Origin of the sequence: Youngiibacter multivorans (genome assembly GCF_017873395.1) — a bacterium.
Classification (GTDB): Bacteria; Bacillota; Clostridia; order Clostridiales; family Clostridiaceae; genus Youngiibacter; species Youngiibacter multivorans.
In genome coordinates this window covers 1-14,439 of the sequence record NZ_JAGGKC010000007.1, presented here as the reverse complement: position 1 = coordinate 14,439, position 14,439 = coordinate 1, and the positions used below count along the sequence as shown (strand labels likewise).

Genomic DNA, 14,439 nt, shown 5'->3' with positions numbered 1-14,439 from the left:
ATCATGACTTTACTATATTTCATGTTATATCCGAAAAAGCGGACAGCAAGTTGTTAGTCATCTGAAGTCGTGAGAACGTCAAAATCTGGCAATCTGGTTGAATAACGTTGTATAATAGCCTTATAGATTATTGGGAGAGTGATAAGTTTGAAGAAGGTAGGATTTATAGGTATAGGTATCATGGGTGAACCAATGTGCAGGAATACCATGAAAGCTGGATTTGAAACTGTGGTATACAACCACCATGACAACGAGAGGGTGCAAAGGCTCGTAAGTGAAGGTGCAGTACAGGCATTCTCGCCCAAAGAGGTGGCAGGCCTTTGTGATGTTGTAATAACGATGCTGCCGGATTCACCGCAGGTGGAGGAAGTGGCACTTGGAACAAATGGAATAGTTGAAGGCGGCAGGGTAGGACTGGTCGTTATTGACATGAGCTCCATATCTCCTGTGGCAACCAAGAGGATAGCAGCGAAGCTCAGGGAAAAGGGAATCGACATGATGGATGCGCCTGTAAGCGGAGGAGAGCCTGGAGCTGTTGCCGGAACCCTTGCAATCATGGTAGGAGGAGAACAGGATGTTTTCGACTCATGCTATGACATACTCAAGTCAATGGGTTCGACCGTCACCCTTGTAGGTTCAGTCGGTGCAGGACATACCACAAAGCTTGCTAACAACATGATAGTGGCGCTTAACATAGCTGCCGTATCAGAAGCCATCGCCTTCTGCGTCAAGTCTGGAGTTGACCCTGAAAAGGTCCATCAGGCTATAAGGGCAGGGAGTGCGGGGTCAAGTGTCCTTGATGCAAAGCTTCCGAAGATGGTGTCAGGTGACTTCACTCCGGGATTCAAGATGAGCCTGCATATCAAGGACCTGAAGAATGCCCTTGATGCAGGACACGAAATAGGATCGCCGATGCCGTTCACTGCAGAAATAATGGAGATAATGCAGTCACTCAAGGCTGATGGGCATGACAATACCGACCACAGCGCAATAGTGAAGTATTTCGAGTACATGTCCAAAGTCAGCGTAGCTAAATCAAAATAGCAAGCCTTAGAGACACCCGGCATAAATACACCGGGTGTCTCAATTATATGTTAACTCTGTGTTAAATTAAGATATATTGTATATCAATATATTTCAAAGTATTTATGGTTTACTCGATTATGGAAACTGTGATAGAATAAAGAGTAAATGTATTAAGCTTGAAAGGAATTGAACAATGGAAGATGAAATGACGCTTGACCTGCGAGACCTATTTAACATGATAAGAAAGAGAAAGAAACTAATTATAATAATAACAATAATTTGCACACTTGCATCTGGAGTTATTAGCTTCTTTATTCTAAGACCAGTATATGAAGCTCAGACTAGTATCATTGTGGGAAAACCACAAGGAACTGAACAGACCGTTTATTCGGATATCGTCATGTATCAGAACCTTGTAAAGACTTATGTACAAATAGCTAAGTCGAAAATTGTTGCAGATGAAACTGCTACTAGACTTGGAGAAGGTTATACTCCGAAGGATGTCCAGGATGCTATTACTGTTACCCCTCAGTCAGACACTCAGATAATGGTAATTAAGGCAAGGAATGAAGATCCTTCTGTATCGGTTCAAATTGCCACAGCAGCAGCCGGAGCATTCATAGATACATCGAAAACAGTGTTTCCTACTGGAGGAAATATACAGATAATGGACAGGGCGCAGATTCCTACAAACCCTGTGAGTCCAAACAAAAAACTGAATATTGCAATAGCTTTCCTTATCGGACTTATGGGATCAATGGGGGTCGTATTTGTTATAGAGTATCTCGACAATACAATAAAATCTGAAGACGACATAGCGAGATATCTCGATCTTCCTGTCATAGGCATAATTCCCAAGGAGGTTGAGGATAATGGAAACAAGAGGCGAAAGAATGATAGACGTCCACAGTCACGTACTTCCAGGGCTTGACGATGGTTCTAAAGATCTGGAGACTTCTATCGCAATGCTTAAGAAGTATATGCAGGAAGGTACTGATGGAATTATTGTCACACCACACTATGCAAAGGGACGATATGAAGTTAGCCACGAGATGATGCTTGAAAGTCTGGAAACCCTCAAAGATAATATCAAGAATTTGGGTATGAATATTGAATTATATCCAGGTCAGGAGATTTTTCTCGACAATAGTTCCATTGATTTATATAAGAACGGAATAATAAAAGGACTTAACGGAAGTAGGTATATACTTGTCGAATTACCAATGGATAGTTGGTCAGATTCATATATTGATTTAATGTATGAGTTAGGTGTTCTTGGTGCAGTTCCTATACTAGCACATCCCGAAAGATACAGGTATATTCAGGATGACTTAAGGGTCTTAAATGGACTAATCAGAGAAGGGTGTCTGTTTCAAATAAATGCAGGAAGTCTTCTTGGTACATCAGGAAAGTCTGCAGAGGCAACAGCGATTGACATGATAAAGAATGGGCTTGCCAACTTCATGGCTTCTGATGCGCACAATAGTACTAGAAGACCAGCAGGCTTGATTGAGGCGTTTGATAAAGCATATAAGATTGATCGCAAATTTGAAGATTATGTACTAGATAATGCTGAACTTATAATCGAAGACCAGGAAATTGATGCGAATTTTGAACTGCCTGTACGAAAGAGTATCTTTCAAATGATTAGAAGAAATATATAATATTTATAATGGAGATATGTAATGGAAAAAATTGATATAATTACTGTCAGGGATCCTAAATCGCCAATTGCTGAAGCGTTTAGGACACTAAGGACCAACATACAGTTCTCTTCGTTTGATAAAAGCGTACAGACTGTTTGCATAACTAGTTCAGGTCCGGGCGAAGGCAAGTCCACAGTTTCAGCGAATCTTGCAGTTGTCATGGCAGAGGCAGGAAAGAGGACTCTATTAATTGATTGTGATCAGAGAAAACCCATGACTCACAAGATATTCAAAGCATCCAATTTAGTTGGACTCTCTAACCTATTAGCCGGTGAAGTCACGATTGATAATGCTATAAAGCCAACAGTCGTAGATAATTTGAGTATAATAACTGCAGGAATCAGACCACCTAATCCATCAGAGCTTTTGGCATCAGCAAAAATGAAGCATTTTATTGAGGATATGAAGGAGAAGTTTGACTTTATCATATTCGATACTCCACCAGTGCTTATTGTTACTGATGCACAGTTATTAGCAGGTCATACAGACGGATACCTACTTGTAGTATCATCAGGTACGGCAGAGAGGAATGCTGCAATCAAGTCAAAGGAACTCCTTGAAAAAGTAAACGCAAAGATTCTTGGAGTTATCCTAAATAAACTTGATGTTTCTGAAAACAGCGGATACGGAAAGTACTATCAGTACTATTATACTGAGGAAGTTGCTAAGCCCACAAAAAAAAGGAAATAGCAGAGGATGGTGTTCCAAATGGCATCATACACTAGGCATGCAAATATTATTCATATTTTAGGGGATACCTATGTAGTTGATACAGGAGACCAGTATATCCCATTCTACGACCTTGGAACGGGCAATGTAGTCCTTATAGACTCGGGCTACAATGAAGACCGGGATATTATCGAAGCTGCCCTGCTGTCACGAGGTTTTAAGGTCGCTGGTATCGCATGCTCACATTCACATGTGGACCACACTGGAAACAATGCCTACTTCCGTGAAAAGTATGGGTGTATCATAGCTATGCCTGAGCTTGATGCTATACTGACAACCAATTTATTGAACCTCAAGTTTATGAACCCTTATCTTTCAATGACGGATATCAATGAAAGGTTCAGCCATTTGATTTGCAAGACTGATATAAAGGTGCCGCCTGAGGACACGACAGTGGACATATGCGGAAAAAAATTCAGGTTCATACCGACACTCGGGCACACAACTTCCCATATGAGCATAGTGACACCTGATGATGTTATTTATCTTGGTGATGCAATAATAAGCATCGAAGTCCTTTCAGGCCTGAAGCTCCCGTATATGTACTCTGTCCCGGATTATCTCGAGACACTGAAGGTCATCCAGAATTTCAGCTTCAAAAAGTACATTATTTCCCACAGGGGATCCAGCGATGAAATCTATAATATTGCGAAGAAAAACATAGAAGGCTGCATGGCAAGGATTGAGATAATATATAACCTTATCGACAAGCCAATGACCATGGAGGATATTTTCAAGGCAGCGGTCAACGAGTTCTACATCAATGTAGGGACGATCAAGAAGCACCTTGTGATAGAAAGAATGTTCAAGCCATATGCAGATTACCTGTTTGAGACCGGAAGACTCAGGCGTATCCTTGAGAACGGATTTCTGAAATATATGAAAGCATAGAAAAGGTGCATTCCAAAGCCAAAAGGCCATGGAATGCACCTTAATCATTTAATGAACAAATTCGGGAAGACAGAAATTTTGAGTGTGAACTGTATCTTGAAATTGTAGCTTAGCTGAAATCGATAAGTTCCAGAAGCTATTGCAGGCTGTTCTCAGGAAGGTTCAAACCCTGCTCAATAAGGTCAAGTATGACTGACCTTTCCCTGAGTCCATTACCTATAAGCTCAGCAAGACCCTGGATTATAAGGGTCACCATCAGTTCAGGATGCCTGATGTTAAGTGCGCCAGATGAGGTTCCTTCAGCCATGAGAGCGTTGATGACATCTGCGGTAGTGCTTGTCAGTCTCGTCTTTATGATGTCGTAAAGCTGGCTGGTATAAACAAGGTTTGTGACACTTCCTGTACTTTCATCCAATATACCGAATGAATCAAGAAACATGTCGACTACAATTGTAATCCTTTGGTTGAAACCCATATCTTTTATTTCAAGTGATGATTTGATGCTTCGTTCTATTGAGTCCATGATATGGTCAGCGACAGCAGCAATGATGTCGTCCTTGGATTTGAAGTAGTAATAGAAGAGACCCTGTGCCACTCCAACGGTTTTGACAATCTGGCTGACTGGGGTATTGTCTATTCCCTGTGCGATGAACAGTTCTCTTGCGGTCTCAACTATTTCCTGTCTGCGTTCTTCCCTGGGCTTTGATATTCTCAAGGTGCACCTCCTAATCCACTGACTTCAGTGATTCGACCATGTTGATCTTCTTCAGCCTGAAGTACATTACAAAATTTACTATGCATGAGAACCCCATGGTCAGTATAACAGCGTATAGGTAGCTTGGCCAAAGTATTTCACGACCGAACATGATGTAGTCAAGCTCAACGGTAGCTATGATATATATGTGGAGCAGATAACCTAGAACAAGACCCAGGAGGCTTCCTATAAAGCTGAGGATTATGTTTTCACGGAATACGTAGGTTGAAACCTCCATGTCCCTGAATCCCAATACCTTGATTGTCGCTATCTCCCTCATCCTTTCAGTGATGTTGATGTTCGTGAGGTTGAAAAGAACTACGAATGCCAGTGCTCCTGACGCGATTATCAGTACAAGGACTACCAGGTTGAAGGAGCCCAGTGACTTGGTGAAGTCCAGAATTGACCCTGAGAGGAATACTGTCGCAAGTACACTCTCGTTCTCAAGGAGCTTTTCACTAAGAGCAGCCTCTTTTTCCTCAGTTGACTCATCCAGGTTAAATAGTATGGAATTGCGTTGAGGCTCCCGGGAAAAGACCTGAGAATAATATTCCTTTGAAATGTATATGTAGTGGAGCATGTAGTTTTCAGTGATTCCTGATACTTTGATGCTGAATTTCTCTTTATCTGAATTCTCGAGGGTGATCCTGTCACCAGGGCCTACGCCAAGAAGCATCGACAGTTTTTCAGAAATTACCGCGCCGTCATTATCTAGCGGTATCGGTGAATGGGATGTTCTGTCCCTTAGCACTATGTAGTCTGAAAGGCTTTCGGTGTCATCGGGCGCAATAAGGGTAACCTCGTGTGATTTGCCGATCAAATCGGATGATGCAGTAAGGCTCTCCGTTACTGCATACATTTCTTCGGTGACTGATGGTTCTGTTTTGAGCAGTTCAATAACATTATCAGCCGAAGACCCATCATCAAGTACTACCATGGCATCATAGACCTGCAGTTCCTTAAAATGTGTCCCCATCATGGATAGTATGGAGTCACGAAGACCAAAGCCAGTGAGGAGCAGTGCTGTGCAGCCCGAAATTCCGATTACAGTCATGAGAAATCTCTTTTTATAACGGAACAGGTTTCTGATTGTGACCTTTTTCATGAAGCTGAGCTTGTCCCAGATAAAAGGTATCCTTTCCAGAAGCACCTTCCTTCCTGGAGGAGGGGCTTTGGGAAGCATGAGCTGTGACGGGCTTTCCCTGAGTGACTTGGCGGTAGCTGAATATGCAGCAACCAATGTAACAACTGTTGCGATGAAATATGAAATCAGCGCATAATCCCAATGGAAGGGAGTGACTGGTGATGGAAGCAGGTAAAGTATCTTGTATGCTTCTATGATAATCGTAGGAAAAAGAGTGAATCCTATGGCGAAGCCTATGAGTGAACCCAGAGTGCTTGCAGCGAGGGCATACGTGGTATACTTTGCTGAAATTGTGTTCTTGGCATATCCAAGAGCCTTGAGGGTTCCTATCTGGGTCCTTTCTTCTTCGACCATCCTGGTCATGGTTGTCAGGCATACGAGGGATGCCACCAAAAAGAAGAACAGAGGGAATACCTTGGCAACATTTCCTATCCTTAAGGAATCATCCTCAAAATTGGTATATCCGGGATTGTCGTCCCTGGTGAATACATACCATTCACCCTTGATGTCAGTAAGCTTGCCTTCAGCATCCCTAAGCTCATTCTCTGCATCAAGGAACTCTGAATCAGCCTTTGCAAGACCTTCTTCGTACGCTGCGAGACCTTCCCTGTAGTCAGCCCAACCCTGGTCAAGCTTTACACGGCCTGCAGCAAGCTCTGAATTCAGTGTCTTCTCACTGGCATTAAGTGTCTTCTCAGCCTGGTCAAGGGATCTGTCATTCTTTTCAAGAGTGCTTTTTGCAGCAGAGAGCTGCTTCTTTCCGGCTTCAATTTCACTGTTTGCAGCTTCAATCTGTCCAGTCATGTCACTTACAAGTCTAACCATCTCATCGTATCTGGTCCTGTTTTCCTCAATGAAGGTTGTAAGTATAGCAAGCTCTTCCTCGCTCAGTTCGCCGGTCTCATTGAATTTCCTGATCAGGATATTTATCTCTTCAATGTCTTCCCTAATCCCATCCGGGTCATCAAGTTCCTCAAGTGGAGGCAAGCCGTATTCTTCAGCAAGACTTTCATATTCATCACCATAATCTGCCTGATACTGTACCAAAAGTTCACGAAGAGCTGAGAGGTCTTGTGAATCATCCAGTCCCTCAGTTGGTATCTCGGGCACCACGGGAATTTCACCTTCCCCGGTATTTATGTATTCAACCATCCTGTCATATGCGTCTTCAGCCGGTCCAAGCTCCAGGTTCATGGCATCCAGCAGTTTTTCAGACTCTGCCAGAAGCAGGAGTGGAATCCTCAGCTCTTCTTCAGCTGCTGTTATTATAGCGAGATTTTTATCGTACTCGGCCCATCCGGCAGAAATCTGCTTTCTTCCCGCAGCAATCTGAGCCCTGCCGTCTGCTATCTGCTTCCTGTATTTCGCATCATTGACCTTGAGTTCTGTTTCACCGGACTCCAGCTGGTCTCTGGCATCATTAAGACTGATAAGGGCATCATCCAGCTCAGCGTATGCTTTTTTCTTTTCATCTGTAAGCTCTGCCCAGCCATCTTCAATCTTCTTTCTGAGTTCATCCAGCTCCTGTGCTATCCTTTCCTTACCCAAAGCTGTAAAGGCTGATTTTAGGACTGAAACCTTTTCATCGTATTCATCCTCATAAGCGCTGATTTCCTTAAGTCCTGTTCCGGTTACATAAACCTCTGTTATGCGCTCGAAGGTGAAGGCTTCTTTAGGCACCAGCATGAAGAACCGGATATTGCCATCTCCTATGGTTGTCTGTCCTCTCGCCTGGTCAATGTACATTGGCGACTGAATCTTTCCCACTATAGTATAGGAGTCTTCTCTCAGACTGTCTTCAAGGTCTTCTCCGGAGGGGGCTTCCATTTTAACTTCAGAACCAAGGCTGAAGGATGAAGGTACATTCGGGGAATCCTCGACAAGGACTTCGTTTGAGGCAGCCGGGTATCTTCCCTCAGTAAGGATAACCCTGTTAATTGAAACCGCAGAAGCTTCCGAACCCATATCATACGCGTAGAGCCTGACTGTGCTCTTGTCTTCCCCGGAAATGGCGAATATATCCTTGGTGTGGGATTCTCTGACATCCTTAACCCCTTCAGTACCCCGTATCATCTCAAGGTCTGACTCCCTGAACCCCATTGGCGACAGTAACCGAAGGTCCATAAGGTTCATCTCGTCAAAATACTTGTCGCTGGTAAGCCTCATGTCAGGGCTGGTCGCGTTAATGCCGGCATAGAAGCCTACACCTATGGCTATTATGGCGGTTATCGAAAGAAACCTGGGAAGGGTACGCCTTATGGCCCTTACCAGGTCTGTTAGGAGGGATTTATTGAACATTACCATTCAATCCTTTCGACGGGGATGGGATTGCTGTTTACCTCCACTGATAACACCTTGCCGCTCTTCATGCGTATGACCCTGTCAGCCATTGCAGTTATCGCAGCATTATGTGTAATGACCACAACAGTCATGCCGGTCTTCCTGCAGGTATCCTGAAGAAGCTTAAGTATCTGTTTTCCAGTCTGGTCATCAAGTGCTCCTGTCGGCTCATCACATAGCAAAAGCTTGGGGTTTTTCGCAAGCGCTCTTGCAATGGATACCCTCTGCTGTTCACCGCCTGATAGCTGTGAAGGAAAATTATACATCCTGTCCTCAAGCCCGACAAGTTTCAGGACCTCCTTTGCATCAAGGGGGTTTCTGCTTATTTCTGCAGCAAGTTCAACATTTTCTTTCGCAGTCAGGTTCTGGATAAGGTTATAGAACTGGAAAACGAAGCCTATGTCATAGCGTCTGTAATCTGTAAGCATTCTGGAATTATAGCCATGGATTTCGCTGCCGTCGACAGTAATCCTGCCGGTATCGGACATATCCATGCCTCCGAGAATGTTGAGTATAGTGCTCTTACCTGCTCCGCTCTGGCCGACGACCACCGCGAATTCACCCTTTTCTATGCTGAAGCTGACCATGTCGGCTGCAACTATGCTTATTTCACCCATTTTGTAGCTTTTTGTGACTTCACTTAAAGCTATATAACTCATATGATCATCCCTTGCTTTCATTCTTAAGTCAATTTTAGTACACTACTGACTGACAGTCAATCAGTTCACTAATAATTAAGGTATGTAAAAGCAGCCCAGATTTTCCGGGCTGCTAACATTACAGGCTATGAAGGTTTTCTCAGATGACATATCTGGATATAAGGAAAATTACCAAAAGGTGAAGAGGGTAGGCTGCATAGTAGAAGTACTGGATTGCCTTCGACCTGGGGCCGGGGTTTCCGTTATATGCGATTATGAAAATGAAGGCAAGTGACGAATATAGCTGCAGGCCGCCTGTCAAAAGGAAATTCGAGAGAGTGAAGACAACGAATGCAATGAGATGCCTCATGGGACCGGTCATCAGCCTTGTGTGGTAGAAGATAAGTATGTAGAGTATGCCGATGTACCCGTAGTCAGTATTTAGAAGCGAAGCAAGGACCATTGCGACAACCACCGAGACCAGCCCGATGTATGGCAGCTCCTTACCTTTTGTATCCATTAGATATATCGCAATCAGACCCAGGGTCAGCGTGAAGAATATGTTCTGGTGTGTTAGTTCAAGCTTTCCGAAAAATGCCAGATCGAAAGGAAGCTCTGATATTATTGCAAAGGCAGCAAGCCTTCTTATATATTTCTTCACATCTCCTGAATGCCTGAAGCCTTCAACAAGGAGAAAACAGTATATTGGGAATGCTATCCTTCCTATTATCCTGAATGAATCCACACCAGGGAAGAATACCGCTCCGGTATGGTCTATTATCATGGTAATCAGTGCTATTGTCCTTAAAATAAGTGAGTTCATACTGCACCTCTGGTGTTTTTATCTAAGTATACAATAATTCAATATGCCATGACAAACAAAGAGGGCAGTGGAATCTGCCCTCAAAACAACTATTTCAGATATTCCGATACCTTGTTTACCGTATCGTCTATAAGCATCTGCCTTTTTCCGCTTCCCCAGTTCACGATTGATGTTACCGGAACTTTGGCACCCTTCTTCTCCAGCAAGGCGGTAATCTTTCTGACCGTACCGTTGCCACCCATCCAGGGGAATGGTAACTGCTGCGTGATTACCAGAGGAATGTTCTTTCCATTCAGATCATCTGATCCCTCAATCCATCTGACTATAGCCGCAGTTGGTGAGAAACCATGAACAGGACCTGCAAGAACAACTGAATCGAATCCTGAAGCTGATGGTGCCGAGACTAGCTTAATCTTTGATTTGTCAGGCTGGTCCTCATTGTCCGGTACTATGCGTTCAATTGATACTGTGTGTCCGTTCTTCCTTAGCCTGTCTTCGAGGAGCTTGACGACCGAGAGTGTGTTGCCTGTCTTAGAATGTACGAGTATCCCGATGTTCATTTCTTTCCCCCATATTATATTGCGATTTGAAGACATTTATATCTTCAATATAAATATATATCTGCCATTTTAGAAGTCAATGAGAAAATGGTAAAAATCACATTAAATATACGATGCCAAAATTGTAAGCATGAGGCTTAGGAAATATTGCAGCTCTACTCTCTAATACCCTATAGCTCAACGCCCAGGAAATTCTTCACCGCGATGCCTATGAAGAACGATAGTGCAGCAACTCCAAGACTTATGGATGCCATTTCAAGGAACCTGGTCTTGAAATCGTAGTCCTTGGCAACTGAAAGGTAGAAGTTGAAGACAAAGATTATGCCCACAACAATGATCATGGTGAGAAACAGTGCCTGATAATGCATCTGGTCCGGAAGCAGGAGGAAAGGCATGATCATAAGGACAACGGCAATAAGGTACGCAAAGCCTGTGTAAATGCTGGACTTGAGTGGGTTGCTGCTTCCTTCAGACCTGTTCGAGAGATACTCCGAGCTGGCCATGGAAAGCGTCGCGGAGATTCCGGTAATAAGTCCTGCCATGGATATGAGCTTGTTAGAGCCCATTGCGAAGGTAAATCCGGCAAGGCTTCCTGAAATCTCGACGAGTGCATCATTAAGGCCGAGAACTATCGATCCCATGTACTTGAGCTTTTCTTCATCAAGCATTCCAATCAATGCGTCCTCATGAGCTTCTTCTTCTTCAGTAATACGTGCTGATTCAGGCACGGCCTTGATGAATTCAGGGTCCTTGGTATAATTGTCAATTGTGGCGTTTTCACCCTTCTCCATGAGCTTGATTGCAAAGGTATAACCGAAGAGCTTTGCAAGAAGCGTATAGAAGAGGACATGCCACCTGTTGTAGCCAATGCTTGTCTTCGTGTACCTTTTCCAGATGGCAGCATGGCGGTCCTCTTCTGTTGCTATCTTCAATAAAGTAGCCTTATCATTCTCATCTTTTACGATTCCGGATATCCTTCTGTATATTTCAGCTCCGGTAGCTTCGCTCTTCTGATATTCGAGAAGGGTTTTTCGTATGTTTTCAGTAATTTCCATAATTCACTCCTGATTATTAGATTTTATAAAATATGATTGATTTCAATTTATAATCATTATAAATTATGTCCTGAGGAAATGCAATCTCAATTCTGCTTTATTGCAAGAAAAGAGGCAGGTGCATCAAGCGCCTGCCTTATATCAAGGGCTTCCCATGACAAGGTGTGAGGCATGTCATGAGGTATCATTCAGGAGTGTGTTCGGGAAGCCCCGGATGGCTAAAGTGCGCTCGGACCTCTTTCGCCTGTCCTAATCCTTACTGCGTCTTCCAGCTCATATATGAATATCTTGCCGTCGCCGTAGCTTCCGGTAGATATCTCCTTGAGTACCTTGCCGATTATCTTTTCTGCTATGTCCGCAGAGACAACTGTCTCAACCTTGACCTTTGGGAGCAGGTTTACCATGTACTCGGTTCCTCTATAAACATGCATGAATCCCTTCTGGTTTCCATATCCCATGATGTTTGTTATCATCATTCCGCTTGCATTGCAGTCGGAGAGTATCTTTTTTAGTGCTTCAAGCTTTTCCGGCTTGATCACAATCTCCAGCTTCTTCATTTAAATCATCTCCATCAGTATCATTGTGGCTGTTCTTATGATGTAAGCTTCTTGCCTGCTGCATAGCCAAATGGCTTGTAGTTAGGCAGCTGCTTTATCTCCATGTTGTCTGAATTGTCAAAGTCAAGCTCTGACTTGGCAAGCTGCAGTTCAGGATAAGCTGAAACACCCATCTCAGGAAGATCCAGACCCTCAAGCTCTGCTTCAGCACTTACTCTCAGACCCCAGACCTTGTCAAGTACCTTGAAGAACACATAGGAGAGGCCAAAGCCATATACTATGAGGACTCCGACAGCTGCGAGCTGTGCAAATAGCTGGGATGCATCTCCATAGAATAGTCCTCTTACTCCGCCAGCAACACCGTTCAGACCATCGCCATAGGTGCCGTCTGCGAAAAGTCCTACAGCAAGGGTTCCCCAGATGCCGTTTATGCAGTGTACTGATATCGCTCCAACAGGATCGTCAAGCTTAAGCTTGTTTTCCACGAATGATACAGCTACGCACACAAGAAGTCCGCCTAAGAGTCCGATTACAAATGCTGCACCCGCATTTACGAAAGCGCTTGGTGCTGTTATTGCAACAAGTCCGGCAAGTGCTCCGTTTGCTGTCATCGACGGATCCGGCTTTCCATGCCTTACCCACATATAGAACATTGCTGAAAGTCCGCCGATTGCGCCTGCAATCATAGTATTTGTTGCAACAATGGCCAGTCTGAAATCAGATGCGTTGAGCGTCGAGCCAGCGTTGAAGGAGAACCAGCAGAAGAATAGGATTATCGTTCCGATTATGGCCATCGGTATGTCATGTCCGGGGAAAGCCCTGGCAGTCCCATCCTTCTTGAACTTTCCTATCCTGGGCCCTATGACTATGGCACCAGCAAGTGCCAGCATACCGCCCATGGAATGTACTACTGCAGAGCCTGCGAAATCAACGACTCCATGTCCCAGTCCGAAGTTCTTGCCTAGAGTTGCAAGCCATCCGCCGCCCCATACCCAGTTTCCGAAAAGAGGGTAGAGGAACATCGAAATGAAGAACGAGGTGATGACCATTGATGAGTATTTGACTCTTTCTGCCATTGCTCCGGTAGGTATGGTTACTGTAGTATCCATGAACACCATCTGGAAGAAGAACAGAGCGTATATGCCTGGATCATAGACTCCAAGCCCTGAAAGCATGAATCCGTTGTAGCCAAGGATTCCACCGAGTCCTGGGATTGAAAGCATGCTTCCGAGTGCTGAACCGCCAGTTCCAAGTCCCGCAGCTCCACCGGAGCCTCCAAACTGAAGTGCGAAGCCTACAAGGAAATAGCCTATTGCACCTACAAGGAATACCATGAAGTTCATGGTCATTGTGTGTGCTGCGTTCTTTCCTCTCGTGAAGCCAGTTTCAACCATTGCAAACCCGCACTGGAAGAAGAATACCATGAAGCCTGTGAGCATTATCCAGGTGAAGTTTGCCCCGTAATATGCCTTGGAAGCGGTCGTCGCAACCTCCGAAAGCGTTTCAGCTCCTGTTGCCGCTACATACGCAGCTCCTGTTGGATCGGATCCTGTGGTAGGCGTGATTGAGATCATTGCTGCTATTGCAAATATCCCGAGTACCAGCAGCGCTCCAGCGATTTTCCATGATTTTTTCATTATTTCCACCCTCCTGATTTTTAAGCTTCCCGCTTAACCTATTTCCCTTTGCGACTGAAGTTTTTGATGGAGAACCTCGACGATGGCTTGTAAACTTCGGTTCTGAGCTTTCTTACCGAGATCCAGTATTTGAATCCCAGATATAGAACGAGGAGACCGAATACGGAACCAGGCACCGATGCATTGATGACTTTGATAGTAATTCCGTTTTTCGTGCTATGGACGATGTAGTAAGCTCCAAGCACCATAATGACCAGCGATAATAATGACAACGCAGCGATGGAGGCAGCCTTGGTCTTAGTGACCTTGTTATTCTCCAATTGATCATCCCCCTTCTTCGAGACAGAAAAGCAAAAAAACGGGGTCAAAGCTGTAAAGCTTTGACCTCGTTGCCAATCCGTATCTATTAATATGGCGTTAGTGTAGCACCGTTAAAGAAGCAAATCAATAGGAAAATTGAGAAAAAATAAAATAATGCGACTATGCTAATTTGATAAATTAAATTCCATGATTTAAAAGAGATATCAGTAGAAGTTACCCTGGCAAAGTGGGAAGTGGAAGTTAATCTGACAGAAGGGT

The 14,439-nt window shown here is 44.1% G+C and carries 14 protein-coding genes; 5 read left to right on the top strand and 9 right to left on the bottom strand.

Translation table 11 applies throughout. The features are described from left to right. Window positions 1-147: 147 nt before the first annotated feature. The 5 genes from garR (at window position 148) to J2Z34_RS05390 (ending at window position 4,352) form a co-directional block, all read left to right on the top strand. On the top strand, window positions 148-1,044 hold the full coding sequence (gene garR / locus J2Z34_RS05410) for a 2-hydroxy-3-oxopropionate reductase (protein ID WP_209458849.1): 897 nt from the start codon (window positions 148-150) through the stop codon (window positions 1,042-1,044). A 175-nt stretch (window positions 1,045-1,219) separates the two neighbouring features. Continuing rightward, window positions 1,220-1,957: a YveK family protein gene (locus J2Z34_RS05405; protein ID WP_209458848.1), complete on the top strand. Its 738-nt coding sequence runs from the start codon at window positions 1,220-1,222 to the stop codon at window positions 1,955-1,957. Then, window positions 1,899-2,690 carry a tyrosine-protein phosphatase gene (locus J2Z34_RS05400; RefSeq protein ID WP_209458847.1) on the top strand — a complete coding sequence of 264 codons (792 nt, stop codon included), beginning with the start codon at window positions 1,899-1,901 and terminating at the stop codon, window positions 2,688-2,690. The genes J2Z34_RS05405 and J2Z34_RS05400 overlap by 59 nt, the downstream gene beginning before the upstream one ends. A gap of 21 nt (window positions 2,691-2,711) precedes the next feature. Beyond that, window positions 2,712-3,422: a CpsD/CapB family tyrosine-protein kinase gene (locus J2Z34_RS05395; RefSeq protein ID WP_209458846.1), complete on the top strand. Its 711-nt coding sequence runs from the start codon at window positions 2,712-2,714 to the stop codon at window positions 3,420-3,422. 18 nt (window positions 3,423-3,440) lie between these two features. Then, on the top strand, window positions 3,441-4,352 hold the full coding sequence (locus tag J2Z34_RS05390) for an MBL fold metallo-hydrolase (protein ID WP_209458845.1): 912 nt from the start codon (window positions 3,441-3,443) through the stop codon (window positions 4,350-4,352). Window positions 4,353-4,488: 136 nt separating this feature from the next. On the opposite strand, the gene J2Z34_RS05385 is transcribed toward J2Z34_RS05390, so the two are convergent. The 9 genes from J2Z34_RS05385 to J2Z34_RS05345 all read right to left on the bottom strand — a co-directional run bounded on the left by J2Z34_RS05385 (window position 4,489) and on the right by J2Z34_RS05345 (window position 14,180). After that, the gene (locus J2Z34_RS05385) at window positions 4,489-5,067 is read right to left on the bottom strand and encodes a TetR/AcrR family transcriptional regulator (protein WP_209458844.1); all 579 of its coding nucleotides are present in this window, start codon (window positions 5,065-5,067) and stop codon (window positions 4,489-4,491) included. 10 nt (window positions 5,068-5,077) lie between these two features. Continuing rightward, window positions 5,078-8,548: an ABC transporter permease gene (locus J2Z34_RS05380; protein WP_209458843.1), complete on the bottom strand. Its 3,471-nt coding sequence runs from the start codon at window positions 8,546-8,548 to the stop codon at window positions 5,078-5,080. Then, window positions 8,548-9,249, bottom strand: coding sequence for an ABC transporter ATP-binding protein (locus tag J2Z34_RS05375; RefSeq protein ID WP_209458842.1), 702 nt, complete (start codon window positions 9,247-9,249; stop codon window positions 8,548-8,550). Before J2Z34_RS05375 ends, J2Z34_RS05380 begins: the two co-directional genes overlap by 1 nt. Before the next feature lie 139 nt (window positions 9,250-9,388). Beyond that, window positions 9,389-10,051 carry a TraX family protein gene (locus J2Z34_RS05370; protein WP_209458841.1) on the bottom strand — a complete coding sequence of 221 codons (663 nt, stop codon included), beginning with the start codon at window positions 10,049-10,051 and terminating at the stop codon, window positions 9,389-9,391. Window positions 10,052-10,140: 89 nt separating this feature from the next. Continuing rightward, window positions 10,141-10,611: a flavodoxin family protein gene (locus tag J2Z34_RS05365; protein ID WP_209458840.1), complete on the bottom strand. Its 471-nt coding sequence runs from the start codon at window positions 10,609-10,611 to the stop codon at window positions 10,141-10,143. A 170-nt stretch (window positions 10,612-10,781) separates the two neighbouring features. Further along, window positions 10,782-11,666: a VIT1/CCC1 transporter family protein gene (locus tag J2Z34_RS05360; protein ID WP_209458839.1), complete on the bottom strand. Its 885-nt coding sequence runs from the start codon at window positions 11,664-11,666 to the stop codon at window positions 10,782-10,784. 218 nt (window positions 11,667-11,884) lie between these two features. After that, complete coding sequence (locus J2Z34_RS05355) at window positions 11,885-12,223, bottom strand: P-II family nitrogen regulator (RefSeq protein WP_209458838.1); 339 nt, start codon at window positions 12,221-12,223, stop codon at window positions 11,885-11,887. Window positions 12,224-12,258: 35 nt separating this feature from the next. Next, window positions 12,259-13,860: an ammonium transporter gene (locus J2Z34_RS05350; protein WP_209458837.1), complete on the bottom strand. Its 1,602-nt coding sequence runs from the start codon at window positions 13,858-13,860 to the stop codon at window positions 12,259-12,261. 38 nt (window positions 13,861-13,898) lie between these two features. Further along, window positions 13,899-14,180, bottom strand: coding sequence for a hypothetical protein (locus J2Z34_RS05345; protein WP_245250528.1), 282 nt, complete (start codon window positions 14,178-14,180; stop codon window positions 13,899-13,901). Between the last annotated feature and the right edge of the window lie 259 nt (window positions 14,181-14,439).